The sequence below is a fragment of the Saccharopolyspora galaxeae genome, assembly GCF_016526145.1.
Taxonomy (GTDB): domain Bacteria; phylum Actinomycetota; class Actinomycetes; order Mycobacteriales; family Pseudonocardiaceae; genus Saccharopolyspora_C; species Saccharopolyspora_C galaxeae.
Map to the genome: position 1 here is coordinate 160,283 of NZ_JADDUE010000004.1, position 19,513 is coordinate 179,795.

General features: G+C 71.3%; 17 protein-coding genes. 1 reads left to right on the forward strand and 16 read right to left on the reverse strand.

Going from position 1 to position 19,513, the window contains the following annotated elements:
* Window positions 1–43: 43 nt before the first annotated feature.
* From INP57_RS11125 to truB, 12 genes are all read right to left on the reverse strand, one after another.
* Window positions 44–1,291: a YeeE/YedE family protein gene (locus INP57_RS11125; protein ID WP_200070069.1), complete on the reverse strand. Its 1,248-nt coding sequence runs from the start codon at window positions 1,289–1,291 to the stop codon at window positions 44–46.
* A 184-nt stretch (window positions 1,292–1,475) separates the two neighbouring features.
* Window positions 1,476–3,230 (reverse strand): hypothetical protein, encoded by a 1,755-nt coding sequence (locus INP57_RS11130; RefSeq protein WP_200070070.1) that lies wholly within the window; start codon window positions 3,228–3,230, stop codon window positions 1,476–1,478.
* Between the two features lie 71 nt (window positions 3,231–3,301).
* Window positions 3,302–5,128, reverse strand: coding sequence for a selenium-binding family protein (locus INP57_RS11135; protein WP_233627341.1), 1,827 nt, complete (start codon window positions 5,126–5,128; stop codon window positions 3,302–3,304).
* A 612-nt stretch (window positions 5,129–5,740) separates the two neighbouring features.
* Window positions 5,741–6,226 carry a hypothetical protein gene (locus INP57_RS11140; RefSeq protein WP_200070071.1) on the reverse strand — a complete coding sequence of 162 codons (486 nt, stop codon included), beginning with the start codon at window positions 6,224–6,226 and terminating at the stop codon, window positions 5,741–5,743.
* Window positions 6,227–6,991 (reverse strand): 4-hydroxy-tetrahydrodipicolinate reductase, encoded by a 765-nt coding sequence (gene dapB / locus INP57_RS11145; RefSeq protein WP_200070072.1) that lies wholly within the window; start codon window positions 6,989–6,991, stop codon window positions 6,227–6,229.
* 254 nt (window positions 6,992–7,245) lie between these two features.
* A complete protein-coding gene (locus INP57_RS11150; RefSeq protein ID WP_200070073.1) occupies window positions 7,246–8,592 on the reverse strand; it encodes a M16 family metallopeptidase in 1,347 nt (448 codons plus the stop codon).
* A 118-nt stretch (window positions 8,593–8,710) separates the two neighbouring features.
* A complete protein-coding gene (locus tag INP57_RS11155) occupies window positions 8,711–11,074 on the reverse strand; it encodes a polyribonucleotide nucleotidyltransferase (RefSeq protein WP_200070074.1) in 2,364 nt (787 codons plus the stop codon).
* Window positions 11,075–11,247: 173 nt separating this feature from the next.
* Entirely contained in the window at window positions 11,248–11,517 is a 270-nt protein-coding gene (rpsO, locus tag INP57_RS11160; RefSeq protein WP_200070075.1) for a 30S ribosomal protein S15, read from the reverse strand.
* Window positions 11,518–11,901: 384 nt separating this feature from the next.
* A complete protein-coding gene (locus INP57_RS11165) occupies window positions 11,902–12,570 on the reverse strand; it encodes a 2'-5' RNA ligase family protein (protein ID WP_200070076.1) in 669 nt (222 codons plus the stop codon).
* A gap of 4 nt (window positions 12,571–12,574) precedes the next feature.
* Window positions 12,575–13,054, reverse strand: coding sequence for a helix-turn-helix domain-containing protein (locus INP57_RS11170; protein WP_200070077.1), 480 nt, complete (start codon window positions 13,052–13,054; stop codon window positions 12,575–12,577).
* 128 nt (window positions 13,055–13,182) lie between these two features.
* Window positions 13,183–14,169: a bifunctional riboflavin kinase/FAD synthetase gene (locus INP57_RS11175; protein WP_200070078.1), complete on the reverse strand. Its 987-nt coding sequence runs from the start codon at window positions 14,167–14,169 to the stop codon at window positions 13,183–13,185.
* Between the two features lie 36 nt (window positions 14,170–14,205).
* Entirely contained in the window at window positions 14,206–15,138 is a 933-nt protein-coding gene (gene truB / locus INP57_RS11180; RefSeq protein ID WP_200070079.1) for a tRNA pseudouridine(55) synthase TruB, read from the reverse strand.
* Window positions 15,139–15,325: 187 nt separating this feature from the next.
* Here truB and def point away from each other — a divergent pair, with 187 nt between their 5' ends.
* The gene (gene def / locus INP57_RS11185; protein ID WP_200070080.1) at window positions 15,326–15,826 is read left to right on the forward strand and encodes a peptide deformylase; all 501 of its coding nucleotides are present in this window, start codon (window positions 15,326–15,328) and stop codon (window positions 15,824–15,826) included.
* A gap of 1 nt (window position 15,827) precedes the next feature.
* Here the strand turns inward: def and INP57_RS11190 are convergent, their stop codons facing one another.
* From INP57_RS11190 to INP57_RS11205, 4 genes are all read right to left on the reverse strand, one after another.
* Window positions 15,828–17,141, reverse strand: a complete 1,314-nt coding sequence (locus tag INP57_RS11190) for an MATE family efflux transporter (protein ID WP_200070081.1) — start codon at window positions 17,139–17,141, stop codon at window positions 15,828–15,830.
* Between the two features lie 192 nt (window positions 17,142–17,333).
* The gene (locus tag INP57_RS11195) at window positions 17,334–18,365 is read right to left on the reverse strand and encodes a DHH family phosphoesterase (RefSeq protein WP_374220937.1); all 1,032 of its coding nucleotides are present in this window, start codon (window positions 18,363–18,365) and stop codon (window positions 17,334–17,336) included.
* A gap of 73 nt (window positions 18,366–18,438) precedes the next feature.
* Window positions 18,439–18,948, reverse strand: coding sequence for a 30S ribosome-binding factor RbfA (rbfA, locus tag INP57_RS11200; RefSeq protein WP_200070082.1), 510 nt, complete (start codon window positions 18,946–18,948; stop codon window positions 18,439–18,441).
* Window positions 18,949–19,147: 199 nt separating this feature from the next.
* Window positions 19,148–19,441 (reverse strand): DUF503 domain-containing protein, encoded by a 294-nt coding sequence (locus INP57_RS11205; RefSeq protein WP_200070083.1) that lies wholly within the window; start codon window positions 19,439–19,441, stop codon window positions 19,148–19,150.
* Between the last annotated feature and the right edge of the window lie 72 nt (window positions 19,442–19,513).

The following is a 19,513-nucleotide window of genomic DNA, read 5'->3' on the forward strand; positions in this document are numbered from 1 at the left end:
CAGCCGGGACCCGGCGCGCCGCGCGCGGTTCACCGGCGCGGGCTCAGCACACCGCGTCGCCGGGTTTCGGATTGCCCAGCCCGAACAGGGGCCGCAGCAGCAGGCCTGCGTAGGTGCCTGCGATGGCCAGCACTCCCCACAGCCAGCCGTGCAGGCTGAACGAGGCGATGCCGGAGAAGTAGGCGCCGATGTTGCAGCCACCGGCCAGCCGCGCGCCGAGGCCCATGGCGATGCCGCCGAGCACCGCGCCGAGCGCGAGCCGCAGCGGGATCCGCCGGTGCAGCACGAACGCTCCGGCCAGCGCGGAAGCGATCAGCGCGCCGATCATGATGCCGAAGTCCATCACCGAGGTCTTGTCGGCGAGCACCGACGCTTGCAGCTTCGCGGTGTTCTCCGGGTCGCTCCAGAAGGGCGAACCGGAGATGTCCACCCCGATCCAGCCGAGGAACTTCGCGCCCCACAGCCCGAACGCCGAGGTGATGCCCCACGGCCCTCCGGAGATGAACAGCGTCAGCGCGTTGAACCCGGCCAGCAGCAGCGCCCCGGCCCACAGCGGCCACGAGCCGCGCAGCACTCGCAGGAATCCGCGCGCCGTGGGTGGCTGCTCGATCGGCGGCGGCGTGCGGCGACGTTCGACCAGCAGCGACACACCCACGACCGCCGCGATGATCACCAGCGAGATGAGCAGCGCGCCGGGATAGCCCAGCGGGGTGTCCGCGAACGACACCGTGGGGCCGGTGTTCTGCAGCGTCTTGATCCAGGGCGAGATGAACGCGCTGAGCACTGAACCCGCGATGAAGCCGCCGAGGGTGTAGAGGATCGCGGTTTGCCCGCTGCCCACCGCGAACAGCGTGCCGGACGCGCACGAGCCGCCGACCTGCATCCCCACCCCGAACAGGAACGCTCCGAGGATCACGCCGAGCCCGGCGGGCGCGACGGTCCCTTCCGGCGCGCCCGAGAGCCCGAGCCCGCCGCCGAGGATCGCGGAGAACAGCAGGCAGGCCGCGGCCAGCATGACCATGTGCGCCCGCAGCGCGCGCCCCTGACCGACCGAAACGAGCTGCCGCCACGCCGAGGTGAAACCGAACCGCGAGTGGAACAGCACGGTGCCGAGCGCGAGCCCGACGGCGTAGAGGACGGTCAGTTTCCACCCGGCTTCGGCCGCGACGGCGAGGCCGACGACGACGGCGAGCAGGATGCCGGCGGTCACGACGCCGGGCCGGGCCGGTGGTGCTTGGGCCGCGGGAGGCGGCGGGGTTCTGGGGGCGCTGTCGACGCCGACTGCGGACATGGATTCTCCTCGTCTCGAAAGCTTGCCGTTGTGGTCCAACAAACCCGTTCGGCTCGATCTTTCCCGGTTGCGTAGCGGCGTTCGCCACGGAAGGCGGCTGTTGTGCTTGTTGCGTTTCAAGCGGCGCTAGCCGCTCTCACGGCGTTCGCAACCGGCACCGCTACGCAAAATGGGCCCAGAACGATCAATCCGGGGTCAACGGGCCGGAGACGGGGACGACGGTGCCGCGCGGGAGCCACTGGCCGGCGGGGTCGGAGCCGTGCATCGGCATCTTCATCCCGCCCATTCCGGGCATGTCCATCTGCATCACGTCGACCTGCGCGGCCGCGTACACCGAGATGGGGTCTTCGATCCGCTGCCCGCGCGCGGCGAGCCAGGTCTCCAGCCCGGCCACCGATGGCGGTTCGCCGCCGAATCCCTCGTTGATGGCCATGCCGTATTCGAGCGACCGGTAGTCGCGCGGGTCGAACCGCAGCGGAGCGGCCGAGCTGGCCGCCGCGGTGGTCACGGGGCTGTGCAGCAGCCACGGCGCGAGGTGGGCGCCGTAGGTGTAGTTCGGTGGCCCGCCGGGCCGTTGCCGCACCGATTCGAGGTGTTCGGCCGCGTTGGTCCAGCCGGACACCAGGATCAGCGCGTTCTCGGATCGCGGTGCGCCGCTGACCGGCAGGCGCGCCGCGTCCGCCGCCGTTCGCACGACGCCGGTGGCTTGCCGGGAGCGCGGCGAGTCGTCGCCGATCACGGTGATTCCGGGTGCGCCGTTGCGGTGCACGTATCCGACGAGGGCGCGCAGCGCCGCGGCGTCCTGCTGCTGGAGCGAGTCGGCGGGGCAACCGGTGAGCGAATCCCGTTGTCCCGCAACGATTCCGGCGAGCGCGGCGCTGGCGCATTCCGGCCCGTCGGAGCCCGCCGCGTCGGCGGGCCCGGGTGCGTCGCCGGTGTCGACTTCGACGCTTCCTGCCGCGACGCCGCGGCGCAGCACCAGATCGCTGCGCCCGGCTGGCAGGTCCACCTGCGCCCAGTAACCGCTGGTGCCCGGCCGCGAAACCGCCCGGACGGGCCGCCCACCGGAGTCGATGGTCAGCTCGTCACCTGCGCTTTCCGGCAGGTGCACCAGGTTGGGTCCTGGGCGGTGCGGTGTCACCAGCACCGGCACGTCCTGCTCGCCGACGGTGGTGTGCGCGAGCCGGGCGACTCCCGGCTGCGGGAGCTCACCGGGACGCGGAATCGCGGGCAGCACCGTGAACGCGACGAAGGCCACGGCGACCGCGCCTGCACCGAAGCGGTAGATCCGCCAAGGATTCTCCTGGCGCAGCAGCAGAACCGCCCCAACAACGGCCACTGTGGACAGTGTGAGCACGAGCAGCGCCGCACCCAGCGGGCTCAGCAGCCTGCGATCCGCGATGCCGGTGCTGAACAACTGCACCGCCACCGCCACCACCAGTGCCGCGGCCAGCGCCCATGCCAGGTACCGCAACCGCGGCGCACCGTCCGGGCGCTGCTCGGCGGGCAGCAGCAAGCCGTATCCGGCCAGCCCGAGCCAGCCGACCACGGCCGCGCTCGCCACCGCCGCGGCGAAGAATTCCACCGGCGAATGCCCGAGCCCGCTTTCCACGATCAGCAGCACGGTCAGCGCGAAGCCGAGGTAGGAAGCCGGCGACGGCAGGCGCAGCAGGATCGGAAGCGCCAGCACCAGCACCGCGTGCACCACCGCGACCGGCACGCTGACGTGCTGCACCGGAATCGACAGCAAGCTCGCCGCGGCGGCGATCACGGCCGCGGCCGCGGCCACCACCACCGTCGCCCGCCCGGTAGTGCGCACCGACCCGCGCAGCAGCCCCAGCCCGGCGACCACGGCCGTGCCCGACAGCAGCAGGATGCGCAGCACCAGCGCGGCGGCGTCCACACCGGTCGCTGCCGGGTGCATACCGCTCATGTCCATCGCGAAACCTCGCTTCACGCAGGGAAAACCGGGGCCCGGGCACCGCGCGCGGCGATGCCCGGGCGGGTGAGCTACTTCAGGTCCTCGTCGGCGACCACGAACAGCTCGGAGTGCGGCTTCGCGTTCCCGAACGGCCCGTGCGGCCACGACTTGCGGTTGAAGTTGATGCCCGTCTCACCGGTGACCTCGTCCTTGAACGACTCGTCCACGTTGACCTGGCCGTCCTCGGCGAGGTCGATCATGTTGACCTTGTGATCCCCGTCGTTGCCGGTGCGTGCGACGAAGTAGTTCGACACCGCCAACCGGCCGGGCTGCTTGGTCTCCTCGTACTTGCCGTCGGCGCCCGGCTTGAAGTTGTCGTAGGCGCCCCAGTGCGGACCCGCCCCGGGCTGTCCCGGGTTGATCGGAGCCGCACCGGCCAGCGTCGGGCAGTCCTGCCCGCCGCCGTTCTCCGCCTTCTCGACGCTGTCGATGGAGCACTGGAAGTCGGTGCCCTTGCTGGTCAGCTTGGAGATGTCCAGCGTGTACACGCCGCCGGTGGCACCCGGGTCGTCCGGGCCGAGCGTGCCCTTCTGCCTGCCCTGCACCGCGCGGTACAGGAACCGGTCGTCCGGGCTGGTCTGGATCCAGCCGCCGTTCGAGCCGCTGCCCTTGGCGTCGTTATTCGCCGGGTCGATCGCCTTCAACGCCTGCCCGTCGTCGAACACCTGCGTCCAGCGCGGGGCCGGGGCGGTGATGTCCGGGGTGTAGAAGACCGCGCCGCCCTGCATGGTTTCGGCGAACGCGCCCTTGTGGCCGGGCTGGTTGGTGACGGTGGTTTCCATGACCGCGCGGCTTTCCGAATGCAGCGGGTCCTCCGGATCGGCGCGCGGCCCGTCCGGCAGGTACGACACCGACTTGAGCTTCGGCTGGTTGCGGTCGGAGATGTCCCAGGTGCGCACGGTCGGCCGCCGCAGGTACGGCGACGGTTGCTTGACCGGGTCCAGGATGATGTTGCGCGGTTCCGCGTAGTCGCTGGTGACCAGCGTGTTCAGGTCCTCGCGGGCCTGGATGCCGTGCGGGTTGGCGCAGGTGGGTTTGCCCAGCCGCGGCAGGTTGTCGCACAACTTCGGGTTGTCGCCCTGCGGAGTCGCGGCCGGGGATTGGGAAAGCACTTTCCCGTCCCGGTCGAATCGCACGACTTCGCCCGGGCTACCCGCGAAACCGTTTCCGCTGTGCACCGATCCGTCGTCGTAGCGATAAGGACCGGGAGCGACCGGACCGCCCATGTAGGTGCCGTAGGACGTGCCGTCCTTCAGCGTCCAATAAGCGTCCGGAACCGAACCGCCGAGCGTCTGCGTCGGCAAGCTGACGCCCTTGAGCTCCAGGTTCGGCAGCTTGGTCACGTCGAACGCGTAGGTCGCGCCGAGGAACAACGCGCCCGCGAAAATGGTGTCGCCCTTGTGCCACACGTATTGCATGTGGTGCGGCTCGTTCTCCACCAGCGGCCCCACGGTGGCGGTGTTGACCACCTTCCCGTAGGTCTCCGAACCCTTCGTCGCGTCGATGACCGCGAGGAAGTCCGGTCCGGGAAGCGCGTTCTTCGCCTTGTTCACCGGATCCTTCAACGACCCGGGCAGGCCCTTGACGTCCTTGACCGCGGTGTCGGCGATGTTCTCGTCACCGGCCCACACCAGCAGCCATTCCTTGCGCTTTCCGTCCGCGGCCTTGGTCGCCACGTTGCGGACGGTGTGGTTGGTGACCGAGTAGTTCTTGCCGTCGGCCCCCGGCACCTGCTGCGTCGTGACCTGCACGTCCGCGTCGGCGTCCTGCACGGGCAACGTGACGGTGCCGACCGCGAGCAGCGCGGCGGCCGCCCCGATCATTCCTCTGCGCAGCACTCGCGCCTTGATTCTCATGTTCTCTCCGGTCTGCTGCGAAATTCCACCAACGTCTGGGCACCTTCGAACTCGATTACCTGCATTCGGGCACAGGTGTTCTCGGGAAAGGTTTCCGGTGGCGCCGGTCCAGCGATTCCCGCGCAGCATCGATCCGCACGGGAGGCGTCGATTCCGGACGTGCCTCCGGCCCGCCCCCGGGCGCACCTGCCCGCCGCCCCGGAAATGCGTTTCCGGGCCGGTGGGTCTGGTTCCGTTGGGGACACGGAATTGCGCGAACCGCCGCAAACGGCCGGCCCGCGCCGAAAGGAAGAGGGAATCCGCGATTCAGGTGCGGCGCTGCGCGCCGCGCGGTGCCGCCCGCGGATTTTCCACGGGCGAACTCCGCTGAATGGCCTGCGCGGAAGTCGGCGAAAGGATCGTCAGCGAATGCTACACAGGGCGCTGGCCTGCTGCTGCAAATCGACGTGCAGGCGAGCCACCAGAGTGGTGAACCTCGACATGCGGTAGATCATGCGTGGGCGATCTACCCGGTGTCAACCAATCGACCAATCCGTGAGATAGGCACGGGAACTTTTCCGGGCCGCCGAACGTTCCCCGCCGTTCGTAGGTACCGCCGCGGCGCCGGATGAACTACTTTTCGCCCTCCGCGTCGCCGCGCTGGAGTTCGATCGCCCGGCGCATCGCCTTGCGTCCGCGGTTGCGGTCCCCGGCCAAGTCGTACGCCTGGGCGAGGGCGAACCACGCCCGCCACTCGTGCGGCGCGGCTTCGAGTTCGGCCTGCTTCTGCTCGAACCAGGCGTCGGCGGCTTCCCGCTGCACCCGCCCGGAGGGGCGCAACGGCAGGTGCGAGGTGTCCGGCAGGTTCCCCTCGGACTCCAGCAACCGCGCCAGCCGCTCGGTCTGCGCGCCGAACCGGAGCTGGTCGGCCACCAGCAGCGCACCCAGCACCGGCAGCACCAGGATCGCCAGCCCGAGCACGACGAACACCGGCTGCGCGGTCACGATCATCGTGACCGCGCGCTGCCCCATCAGCACCAGGTAGACCAGCAGCACCGCGGCGAGCACGAACGCCGCGGCGCGCGGACCGAACCAGGATTGCCGCTCGTTGGTGGACATTCACAGCCCCAGCACGGTGTCGAGCCCGACGGTCAGCCCCGGCCTGCCGCCGACTTCGCGGATGGCCAGCAGCACGCCCGGCATGAACGAACGCCGGTCGTAGGAGTCGTGCCGGATGGTCAACGTCTCCCCTTCGGTGCCGAACAGCACCTCCTGGTGCGCCACCAGTCCGGCCATCCGGATCGAGTGCACCGGCACCTCGTTCACCTTGGCGCCGCGCGCGCCGTCGAGCCCTCTGCTGGTGGCGTCCGGCGCGGCCTCGAGCCCTGCGGACTCGCGGGTCTGCGCGATGACCTCCGCGGTCCGAGCCGCGGTGCCCGAGGGGGCGTCCGCCTTCTTCGGGTGGTGCAGCTCGACGATCTCCGCCGACTCGAAGAACCGGGCAGCGATCTCGGCGAACTTCATCGACAGCACCGCGCCGAGCGCGAAGTTCGGCACCACCAGCACCCCGGTCGCGGGCCGCTCGGCCAGCAAGCTGCGCACCTGCTCCAGCTCGTCCGGGCCGAGCCCGCTGGTGCCGACGACGACGTGGATGCCGCGCTCGACGCAGAAGCGCACGTTCTCCAGCACCGAATCGGGGTGCGTCAGGTCCACCGCGACCTGCGCGCCGGAACTGACCAGCACCTCCAGCGAGTCCTCGCGGTTGACCGACGCGACGAGTTCCGCACCGGGGTCCTCCTGCACGGCGCGCACCGCCTCGGAACCCATCCGCCCGCGCGCGCCGAGAACGCCGACCCGGACCGGAGTGGAAGCTGGGGAAGTCACGAACGTGCCGCCTTTCTGCGTTCTGCGTGGCCGAGCCGGTGATGCCGGCGAAATTCCTAGGTTTGTTTGAGAAGCGGCGAAGCCGCTTGCGGCGGCCGCCTGAGCAACCGGCACCGCCGCGGGTTCTCAGGCGTCTGCTCGCGAGGAAAGCTCCGACGCCTAGTAGGGCGCTACTTCAGGAGGAGATCCCGCAGCGAGCAGGCGTCTGAGGTTCCGCCACCCGACCCACTACGCAAATCATCTTCACACTCTCCCTACCGCCGGAGGGGTTCCGGCAAATCTTGCTCGTCTTCGTACGGTCCGACGACGGCCGTGGTCAGCGGTCTGCGCAGCAGGTCCCGCGCCAGCGCGGCCACGTCCTGCGCGGTGACCGCGTCGATGCGGTCCAGCGTCTCTTCCACGCTGAGGTGGCTGCCGTAGTTGAGTTCGCTCTTGCCCACCCGGCTCATCCGCGAAGCGGTGTCCTCCAGGCCCAGCACCAGCCCGCCGCGCAGCTGCCCGCGCCCGCGGGCGACCTCGTCCTCGCCGAGCCCGTCGGCGGCCACCGCGGCCAGCGTTTCGCGGATCACCGCGGCCACCTCGCCCAGCCGGTCCCGCTGGCAGCCCGCGTAGACGGCGAACGAACCGGCGTCCGAGTAGGCGGTTGCCGACGAGTACACCGAGTACGCCAGCCCGCGCCGCTCGCGGATCTCCTGGAACAGCCGGGAACTCATGCCGCCGCCGAGCGCCGCGTTGAGCACTCCGAGCGTGAACCGCCGCTCGTCGTGCCGGTTCAGCGCGCGGCAGCCCAGCAGCAGGTGCGCCTGCTCGGTGTCGTCGTGGCGCAGCACCAGCGGGCGCTGCTTGGGCAGCCGGGCACGCCCGGAACGCGGCGGGTGCGGCGTCTGCGGCCCGTCGAGCCGCGAACCGAGCGCCTTGCGCAGCAGCCGCAGCACGCGGGCGTGCTCGACGTTGCCCGCCACCGCGATCACCATCTTCGGCAGCGCGTAACCGCGGCGGTAGAAGCCGTGCACCCGGTTGCGGCTCATCGCGGTGATGGACTCCTCGGTGCCGAGCACCGACCGGCCCAGCGGGTGATCGCCGAGGACCGTCTCGGCGAACACCTCGTGCAGCAGGTCCTCCGGGTCGTCGTCGCGCATCGCGATCTCTTCGAGCACCACGCTGCGTTCGACGTCCACGTCGCTGGAGGCGTTCACCGCGTCGAACACGACGTCGCAGAGCAGGTCCACCGCCAGCGGCAGGTCCTCGTCGAGCACGTGCGCGTAGTAGCAGGTGTGCTCCTTGGAGGTGAACGCGTTGAGCTCGCCGCCGACGGCGTCGACCTCCTCGGCGATGTCCACCGCGCTGCGCCGCCCGGTGCCCTTGAACAGCAGGTGTTCCAGGTAGTGCGCGGCGCCGGCCTGCGGGCGCGTCTCGTCGCGCGAACCGACACCGACCCAGACGCCGACCGAGGCCGAGCGCACTCCCGGCACCTGCTCGGTCACCACCCGCAGCCCGCCCGGCAGCACCGTGCGCCGCACCGATTCCGCGCCGCTGCGTCCCAGCACGCGGGTGGTGCCCGGCCGTTGCAGGTGCCCGGCACGTGTCTGGTTCTGCTTCATCGTCCTTCAAGATCTCTTCGCCGTAACCCCCGGACACGATACGGCCCGCCCCGGAAGTCCGGGACGGGCCGTACGCCGTGCTGCTCGCGGACGCCGGCGGTGCGGCGTCCGCGACGGATCATTCGGCGGTGGCTCCGGCTTCCTCGGCCGGGGCCTGCTCGCCGGACTCAGCCGACTCGCCCGATCCCTCGTCCGATCCGCCGGCCTCGCCGGACTCGCCGTCCTCGTCCACGACGATCAGGCTGATCTTGCCGCGGTTGTCGATGTCGGCGATCTCCACGCGCAGCTTGTCGCCGACGTTGACCACGTCCTCGACCTTGCCGATGCGCTTGCCGTTGCCCAGCTTGGAGATGTGCACCAGCCCGTCCTTGCCGGGCAGCAGCGAGACGAACGCGCCGAAGGCCGCGGTCTTGACCACGGTGCCCAGGAACCGCTCGCCCACCTTCGGCAGCTGCGGGTTCGCGATGCCGTTGATCTTGTCGATGGCGGCCTCCGCGGACGGGCCGTCGGCGGCGCCCACGTAGATCGTGCCGTCGTCCTCGATGGTGATCTCGGCGCCGGTCTCCTCGGTGATCGTGTTGATCATCTTGCCCTTCGGCCCGATCACCTCACCGATCTTGTCCACCGGGATGGAGATCGAGGTGACCCGCGGCGCGTGCGGGCTCATCTCGTCCGGCGTGCCGATCGCCTCGGCCATCACGCCGAGGATGGTGAAGCGCGCGTCCCGAGCCTGGCCCAGGGCCTGCGCCAGCACCTCGGACGGGATGCCGTCCAGCTTGGTGTCCAGCTGCAGCGCGGTCACGAAGTCCTTGGTGCCCGCGACCTTGAAGTCCATGTCGCCGAAGGCGTCCTCGGCGCCGAGGATGTCGGTCAGCGCGACGTAGTGCGTCTTGCCGTCCACCACGTCCGAGACCAGGCCCATCGCGATGCCCGCGACCGGCGCCTTCAGCGGCACACCGGCGTTGAGCAGCGACAGCGTGGAGGCGCACACCGAGCCCATCGAGGTCGACCCGTTCGAGCCCAGCGCCTCGGAGACCTGCCGCAGCGCGTACGGGAACTCCTCGCGGGAGGGCAGCACCGGCAGCAGCGCCCGCTCGGCCAGCGCACCGTGGCCGATCTCGCGGCGCTTCGGGCTGCCGACCCGGCCGGTCTCCCCGGTCGAGTAGGGCGGGAAGTTGTAGTGGTGCATGTAGCGCTTGGCCGTGTCCGGGCCGAGGCTGTCGATGGTCTGCTCCATGCGCAGCATGTTCAGCGTGGACACGCCCAGGATCTGGGTCTCGCCGCGCTCGAACAGCGCCGAACCGTGCGTCCGCGGGATCACGCCGACCTCGGCGGAGAGGCTGCGGATGTCGGTCAGGCCGCGGCCGTCGATGCGGACCTGCTCGGTGATGATGCGCTGCCGCACCAGCTTCTTGGTCAGCGCCTTGAACGCGGCACCGACCTCCTTCTCGCGGCCGGCGAACGGCTGCTCCTCGGCGACGCCGACCTTGTCCAGCGCGGCCTGCTTGACCTCGTCGATGCGGTTCTCGCGCTCCTGCTTGCCCGCGATGGCCAGCGCCTGCGACAGGTCGCCGGAGATCGCGTCCTCGACGGCGCTGTAGACGTCGTCCTCGTAGGCCGGGAACACCGGGTAGTCCCCGGTGCTCTTGCCCGCGGCCTGCGCGAGCTGCTGCTGGGCCTGGCACAGGGTGCGGATGAACGGCTTCGCCGCCTCCAGCCCCTCGGCCACGACCTCCTCGGTGGGCGCCTGCGCGCCGTTGCCGACCAGCTCGACGGTGTGCTCGGTGGACTCGGCCTCGACCATCATGATCGCGACGTCGTCACCCACGATGCGCCCGGCGACGACCATGTTGAACACGGCCCGCTGCAGCTGCTCGTAGGTCGGGAACGCGACCCACTGCCCGTCGACCAGCGCCATCCGGGTGCCGCCGACCGGGCCGGAGAACGGCAGGCCGGAAAGCTGGGTGGAGGCCGACGCGCCGTTGATCGCGAGCACGTCGTAGGGGTCCTTCGGGTCCAGGCTCATCACCGTGACCACGACCTGCACCTCGTTGCGCAGGTTGTCCACGAAGGTCGGGCGCAGCGGCCGGTCGATCAGCCGGCAGGTCAGGATCGCGTCGGTGGACGGGCGGCCCTCCCGGCGGAAGAACGAGCCGGGAATGCGGCCCGCCGCGTACATCCGCTCCTCGACATCCACCGTCAGCGGGAAGAAGTCGAGATTCTCCTTGGGCTGCTTGGAGGCCGTGGTGGCCGACAGCAGCATGGTCTCGTCGTCCAGGTAGGCCACGACGCTGCCCGCGGCCTGCTTGGCCAGCCTGCCCGTCTCGAACCGGACCTCGCGGGTGCCGAAGGCGCCGTTGTCCAGTACGGCCGTCGTCTCGTAGACGCCTTCGTCGACGTTGGACGCTTGTGTCAAGTGGAACTCCTCGTTTCCGCAAGTGTCCACGACTGCGCGGGTGAGTCTTCCGGCGAGGCCGGTCATCGATCGAAGCGCCCGGGGCGGAAACCGCCCGCGGAAGCCACTACCGAGGACCGGCGGAGCTGACCCGCCGTGGGCGTGGACCCGGGTATTTGCGGGCAACCGCGTGCCCGCGTTCTCTCATTGGGTTGTGCGACCGGGGGAGCATCCACAATGGAACGCTCCCCCGGGGCGGGTCAACGACGCAGGCCGAGCCGCTGGATCAACGAACGGTACCGTCCGATGTCCACCTTGGTCAGGTAGTTCAGCAGCCGGCGGCGACGACCGACCATCAGCAGCAGGCCGCGACGCGAGTGGTGGTCGTGCTTGTGCTGCTTGAGGTGCTCGGTCAGGCCCGAGATCCGGTTGGTCAGCAGGGCCACCTGGGCCTCGGCCGAACCCGTGTCGGATTCGTGCAGGCCGTAGTCGCTCAGGATCTGCTTCTTCTCGGTAGTGGACAGCGCCACGAGTTGACTCTCCTTGTTTCGCGTGCCGTGTCAGGGAGTGCGTCGCCGGGCGGCACCGGAGTGCGGCACCGCGGCGGGCACCGGTGGGAATCCCCGGGTCGAGCCCGGCGGCAGCGGCCGGAAGGAGCGCGGCGTCGCAGGTGCCCCGCATCGGTGCCTGCTCCGCGACTGCCTTCGCACCGCCGATCCCGTCCGGCGGATTGCGGCCGACGATGTCGGACCGCGCCGATTCGGTGATCTTCCGGCTGCCCATCTCCCGACTGCCAAACAGCTCGGCTGCCCAGCTTCTCGGCTGCCCGACTTCTCGAGCGCCCAGAGTCCCCACGGATACGGCCGCCACGGACTACAGCCGAATCCGCCGAGCAGGATATCAGGGCCTGCGCATCAGCCCTGGTCCCCGGCATCCGAACGCGGTGCATGCGGGGTCCCTGCATCCGAGGGCCCTGCATCCGAACTTGCGGCATCCCGGCCCTCCGCATCCGGACCACCGAGCCGCACCCGGTGCACCGTCCGGTAAGCGGACCCCTCGGCTTCCTGGTCGGAGCGCACCAGCGCGACCTCGCCGACCTCCCACCACGGGCCGGAGTAGGCCCGCAGCAGACCGGTGAGCCGGCCTCCGCTCGGCCGCCCCGCGTTCCAGCGGGCCACGGTGAGGTGCGCGCGGAACTCCTCCGGATCGCCGCCTGCTGCCCGCACCAACTCCCGCAGCAGCTCCGCGTCCCGGCCCGAGGCGGGTTCCGCGCCGACCCACAGCACGCTGCGGAACGCGCCCGCTCCGGTCAGCCGCAGGTGCGGTCGCCCGGTGAGTCCGGCGACGCGCCGGTCCAGCCGTTCGCTCAGCGGCCCGGGTTCGGCGCTGCCGTGGAAGCGCAGCGTCAGGTGCCACTTGGAGGCCGGAACGAACCGGAACCGCCGCAGTCCTTCCGAGGCTGCCGCCACCCGCGCGGCCGCTAGCCCGGAGACGGCGCCCGCCAGGTGCTCGACCGCGGCCTGCGACGGCCACAACGCCGTGAACAGGCGCGGCGCCCGATCCGCTTCCGACTCGCCCGGCACTACCTCAAGATTCCCCGTTCGCGGCCCGGCGTAACAGTCCGGCCAGCGCCGGGTAGCGCCCGTCGATCAGCGCGGCCGCCTGCTCCAGCTCGCTGGGCTTGGCGACTTCGCGGAGCACCGGCCACGCCACCTGTTCACCGTTGCCCGGCACCGGCAGCGTGTCGCGGCCGACCGACGGGTGCGAGTCCCGCACGTCGGCCAGCGCCTGCTCGATCGCCTCCGACTCGCCCGCGGTCACCCCGGGGATGAGCACCTTGCGTTCCAGCATCACCAGCCTGGCCAGCACCGACGGGTTGCCGATCTTGGCGCGGCGGCCGCTCATCACCTGGCTGAGCATCGGGGCGCTGATGCCCAGCACCTCGGCGAGCTGGGCCTGCGAGGTCCGGAAGGCGACCACGAGGCGGCGCACCCGATCCCCCAGCGGCTCCCCGTACCACTGCCGCTGCAGGTCCAGATTGCGCTGGACGCTCTTGTGCTCCGCCACTTCAGCTCCCCCGGTGCCCTCGGTCGTGCTGGACGCGCCCGGAGCGAGTCCGGGCCCGGCCGGTCCTGAATACTGCCAGGTCATCGTGCGTTCGCGGAGTGGAACGCGAATTTCGTTCAATCGTCGGTTCACTGCCGGACGCCGAGGATCTCGCGGGTCTCGGCGACGTCCTGGTTCATCCGCTCGATCAGCTCGTCGGCCGAATCGAAGCGCACCATCCCGCGCAGCCGCCGCACGAAGTCCAGCGACACGTGCTCGCCGTAGAAGTCGGTGTGCACGTCCAGCACGAACGCCTCCACGGTGCGCTCGGTCCCGGAGAAGGTCGGGTTGCTGCCGACCGAGACGGCCGCGGGCAACGTCTCGCCGGGCCCGGTCGAGCCCCGGTGGCGGTGGGTGAACCAGCAGGCGTAGACCCCGTCGGCGGGGATCGCCGAGTAGGCCGGGCTGGACAGGTTCGCGGTCGGGAATCCCAGCTCGCTGCCGCCGCGGCCGGCGCCGCGCACCACGATCCCCTCCAGCCGGTGGTACCGGCCCAGTGCGGAGGCGGCGGCCACCACGTCACCGGCGTCGATGCAGGAGCGGATGTAGGTCGAGGAGAACGTCACCGGGGCGTCGACCACGCCGCCGGAATTCTCGGCCTTGCCGCTGAGCAGGCTGTCCGAGGCGACTTCGAAACCGAACCGCTCGCCCAGCTGGTGCAGCATCCCGATGTCACCGGCCGCGCGGTGCCCGAAGGTGAAGTTCTCCCCCACCACGACCAGCGCCGCGTGCAGCCGTTCCACCAGCAGCTCGTGCACGAACTCGTCCGCGGCCATCCGGGACAGCTCGGCGGTGAACGGCAGCACGCAGAACACGTCCACTCCGAGCGATTCGGCGAGTTCGGCGCGCTGGCGCAGGGTGGTCAGCTGCGCGGGGTGGCTGCCGGGGCGCACCACCTCCGCGGGGTGCGGGTCGAAGGTCATCAGCACGCACGGGAGTCCGCGCTCGCGGGCGGTGCGCACCGCATGGCTGATCAACTGCTGGTGGCCGCGGTGCACTCCGTCGAAGACCCCGATGGTCACCACGCACCGGCCCCAGCCGCCGGGAAGCTGCTCCAAACCGCGCCAACGCTGCACGGCTGGCAAGCGTAATGCCTGCCCCGGGTACCCGGTTCAACCCGCCGGGGTGAGCACCAGGACCGGGCGTGCCGTGCGGCCCTGGTCGCGCACCAGCGCCACCGCGCGCCCGTCCGGTCCGAACACGCCGCAGGTCCCGGCCAGCCCGGTCGGCGGGATCTGCTGGCCGTGCGCGAGCGCGCGCACGGTGCCCTCGTCGGTGTCGTAGCGGGTGAAAGCCGTGGCGATGGCCTCGTCCAAACCCATGGACAGGCCGGGTTCGGCTTCGAGCTGGTCGAGCGTGCGGGCGGTGGCCAGCCCGAACGGTCCGACCCGGCTGCGCCGCAACCGGCCGAGATGCCCGCCTACGCCGAGGCGCTGCCCCAGGTCGCGGGCCAGCGCGCGCACGTAGGTGCCGGAGGAGCATTCGACCAGCACGTCGAGTTCGAGCACCGTTCCGGCGTCCGGATCGTCGCTCTCGGGCCGCAGCGCGAGCAGGTCGAACCGGGACACCGTCACCGGGCGGGCGTCCAGTTCCACCTCTTGCCCGGCCCGCGCGAGTTCGTAGGCGCGTTTGCCGTTGACCTTGACCGCGCTGACCGCGCTGGGCACCTGCTGCAGCTCGCCGGTCAGCTCGGCGATGCCGTCCCGGATCGCCTGCTCGGCGACGCCGGACGCGTCGGTGCTGGAGAGCACCTCGCCCTCGGCGTCGTCGGTGCTGGTGGCGACCCCGAGCCGGATGGTCGCCAAGTACGCCTTGGTGTCCAGCGCGAGATGCCCGAGCAGCTTGGTCGCCCGCTCCAGGCCCAGCACCAGCACCCCGGTGGCCATCGGGTCCAGCGTGCCCGCGTGCCCGACCTTGCGGGTGCCCATGATGCGCCGGACTCGCGACACCACGTCGTGCGAGGTCATGCCCGCCGGCTTGTCGACGATCAGCAGGCCGGGCGGTACGGCTGGGCGGTTGCGGGCGGTGCGGGAACGCTCGGACACGGCGACTCATCCTCCCCGACCCGCCGCGCAGTGCGGCAGCGGCCCCGGGCTGGGCGCTGTTGCCCGAGCGGCGCCGGCCGCCTGCCTCGCGGGACTCGGCCGGTCAATCGGCTGCAGGGCGGCCCGCTGCGCAACGCCTCCCGAAACACTCCCTAAGCTGAGCGGCGCGCAAGACGAGGAGGGTGCGGTGCCGTATCGGCAGATCCGCCGCTTCGGAGACCCGGTGCTGCGCGGGGTCGCCGAGCCGGTGACGAAGTTCGACGACGGCCTGCGCGGGCTGATCCGCGACCTGCTGGACACCGTCGACGTGCCCGGTCACGCCGGGGTCGCGGCACCGCAGATCGGGGTGCCGCTGCGGGCGTTCAGCTACCACGTGGACGGCGAGCCGGGTTACCTGCTCAACCCCGAGATCGTGGAGCTGTCCGACGCCCGCCAGCACGGTGCGGAAGGTTGCTTGTCGGTGCCCGGGCTCGGCTTCGAGACCGAACGCGCCGAGCACGCCGTGGTGCGCGGCGTCGACGAGCGCAACGAGCCGATCACCGTCTCCGGCAGCGGGCTGATGGCGCGCTGCCTGCAGCACGAGTGCGACCACCTCGACGGCGTGGTCTACCTGCAACGCCTGGACCCGGCGACGCGGCGGGAAGCGATGCGGCAGGTGCGCGATACCGACTGGTTCTGGCAGTCCTGAATCACGCGACTTCGGCGCCCACCACCGCCCAGCGCCCGGATCGCATCCGCAGCAGCAGCGTGCCCAGCCGCAGCAGCATGAACAGGCTCAGCCCGGTCCAGATCCCGGCGAGTCCCCAGCCGAACCCGAGCGAGAGCCAGATCAGCGGCAGATAGCCCGCAGCGGCGCTGATCAGCGTGGCGGTCCGCAGGTAGCGCGCATCGCCCGCGCCGAGGAACACCCCGTCCAGCGCGAACACCACCCCGGCGACCGGTTGCTGCAGCACGAAGAACCACCAGGCGTGCGGAACCTCCGCCAGCACCGCCCGGTCGGTGGTGAACAGCCCCGGGATCACCGGCGCGAGCACCGCGAACAACGTCCCGAGCAGCACCCCGAAGCCGAGCCCGTACCAGGAGACCTGGCGGGCGATGCCCTTGGCCCTGCTCGCCGAACCACCGCCGAGGGCCGCACCGACCAGCGACTGCGCCGCGATCGCCAACGAGTCCAGCACCAGCGCCAGGAACGACCACAGCTGCCACACCACCTGGTGCGCGGCCGCCGCTCCCGCCCCGGTGCGCGCGGCCACCGACGTCGCCGACAGGAAGCAGGCTTGGAAGGCCAGCGTGCGCAGCACCAGGTCGCGCCCCATGCCCAGCTGGGCGCGCATTGTCGCCGGGTTCGGCCGCAGCCCGGTCCGCTCGGCGAACAGCGCGCGCAGGAACAGCGCCGCGGCGATGGACTGGCCGACGAGGTTCGCCACCGCCGAACCTTCCAGGCCCCAGCCCAGCGGATAGACCAGCAGCGGGCACAGCAGCGCGGAGACGCCGTTGCCCGCGAGCACGTAGTACAGCGGGCGCCGGGTGTCCTGCACCCCGCGCATCCAGCCGTTGCCCGCCATGGTGATCAGCACGAGCGGCGCGCCGAGCAGCGCGACCCGCAGCCACCGGGCGGCCGCGTCGGCGACCGGGCCGGGACCGGCCAGCAGCTCCGCGACCGGCACCGCGAACAGCTGCGCGAGCATCAGCAGCAGCACGCCGACCGAGATGCCGAGCCAGGTGGCCTGCATCCCCTCCTGCACGGCGTCCGCGCGACGATCGGCGCCGTGCAGCCGGGCCGTGCGCGCGGTGGTGCCGTAGGACAGGAAGGTCAGCTGGCTGGAGACCAGGGTGAACAGGGTGCCGCCCAGGGCCAGTCCCGCCAGCGGCACCGCGCCCAGGTGCCCGACCACCGCGGTGTCGACCAGCACGTACAGCGGCTCGGCGGCGAGCACGCCCAGCGCGGGCACGGCGAGCCCCAGCACCCGGCGCACCGGCACCCGCTCGGCGACCTCGTTCACAAGTCCTCCTGATAGCTGTGCATCCCCGGTCGCTCCTGCTCCGCATGACCGCGCTCAACGCGCCGTCCGCTCGGTGGTTTCCACTAGACGCAGGGGCGGGCGCTCAGGGGTCGTTCGAGCATGTTCGTCCGGTCAGCGGCGCAGCCGCCTCCAGCAGCGACCCCGACCGGCACCGCTGCGCAACCGGGCTCCTCAGAGCAGCGGCGCCTCGCGCAACGCTGCCCGCAGCCGCGCGAGCACGTCCTGCGCGGTCCCACCGGTGGTGAACCCGGCGGCGAGCCGATGCCCGCCGCCTCCGCAGGCGTTCGCCGCGCGCGCCACGTCGATCCTGCTGTCCGCCCGCAGCGACACCGACCAGCGACCCGGCGCGACCTCCTTGAGCACCGCGGCCACCTCGGCCTCTTCCGCGGTCCGCACGATGTCGATCACGCTGTCGAGTTCTTCGCTGCGCACCTGTGCTGCATCGGCCAGCGTCACCGCCGCGTGCACCAGGCCCAAGCCCTGCGCCTCGGCGGGCTCCAGCCGCGCCCGGTCCAGCACGCCGGACAGCATCGGCAGCCAGGCGAACGGGTGCGTGTCCATCAGCGAGCGCGTCGTCGCCGACGGGTCCACCCCGGCCTGCAGCAGCCGCGCCGCCATCAGGTGCGTCGAGACCTTCGCGCGGCGGAACATGCCGCTGTCGGTGACCAGCCCGGCGTAGAGGCACCGCGCCATCGGCTGGTCCAGCTCCACCCCGAGCTCGTCGAGCAGCTTCAGCACCAGCACCGCGGTCGCCTCGGCGGTCTCGTCGACGACGTGGTGGGTGCCGAACATCGTGTTCCCGGCGTGGTGGTCGAGCACCACCACCTCACCACCGGCGGCGATCGTGGCCGCGACCCGGCCGCCCAGCGCACCGAGCCGTTCCAGGCTTCCCGCGTCGCACACCACCAGCAGCGGCGGCGCCGCGGGCACCTGCTTCGCGGGCACCACCAGGCCGTCGGAGTCCAGATCGCGCAGCGAGCGCGGCGGAACCTCGGGCGAACCGAACGACACCCGCACCGCCGCGCCCCGCGCGTGCAGCGCCCGGCCCAGCGCCAACGCGCTGCCCAGCGCATCGGCGTCCGGGTTGATGTGCGCGAACAGCGTGACGTCGGGGGCGTCCGCGACCAGCCGGGCGGCGCGCCGCACGGCACCGGTCAGCGAGTCGTCCTCGCTACCCAAGGTGGTTCCGGATCGCCCGCTCACTCGGTCTCACCTCCACGCCGAACACGCCGAGCTCCCGGCGCCACCCCCAACGCACCCGATCGGACCAATGGGTTCAACCGTTGTGTGGCCGACGCCGCACATCCGCGTCCGCGCTGGTCACCGAGTCGGAACCGGGAGTTTCCCGGTCGTTTTCCTCCTCGTCGTCCGGCTGCTGGCGGTAAGGGTCCGCCTCCCCGGCGTGCTCGGCACCCGAAGCCAGCCGAGCGACCTCCGCGTCGGCCTCCTTGGCCCGGTCGAGCAGGTCTTCGAGCCGCCGCGCGTCGTCCGGCACGGTGTCGGCCACGAACGTCAGGGTCGGGGTGAACCGCACCCCGGTCTGCGCCCCCACCCGGGAACGAAGCACCCCGGTCGCGCTGGCCAGCGCCGCGGCCGTGGACGAGTAGTCGGCCTCGTCGCCGAACACCGTGTAGTAGACCGTGGCGTCCCGCAGGTCCGGCGTGAGCCGCGCGTCGGTGATCGTCACCATCGCCAGCCGGGGGTCTTTGACCTCGTACTCCAGTCCCGAGGCCACGATCTGCGCGATGCGCTTGGCGAGCCTGCGGGCGCGCGCCGTATCCGCCACGGCGCACCTCCTCCGTCGATCCGGCACCCGGCGCACCGGGCGCGAGCATTGGCCGGGCCGCCGCGGTCGAACCGCCCGGACCTCGGACTTCCCTTCCAGCGCTGGGGAACAGGTGCGCCACCTCGACAACGCCACGCCGAGGCCGCCGTGTTCCGCGCTAGGTTCTGCCAACGAAGCCGCGCAGCCGTCCGTACAACCTTTAGTCCTCCGGCCCGAGCATTCGGTGGCGGGCGGAGAGCAACTCCAGTTCTGGACGCCCCGCGACGAGGCGTTCACACGCCTCCAGCACTTCCTGCACGTGCGAAGCGTCGCCAGAGACCACGCTGACCCCGAGCAGCGCGCGGCGGTACAGGTCCTGATCGCCCGCTTCCGCCGCGGCCACCTCGAACTTCTTGCGCAGCTCGGCGATGACCGGCCGCACCACGCCGCGCTTCTGCTTCAACGACCGGACGTCCCCGAGCAGCACGTCCAGTTCCAGCGCACCGACGTACACAACGCACCCCCATCGCCGAAACCGCCGCCGACACCCACCGGGGCCGCCCGTGCGGACGGCCCCGGTGGTGGC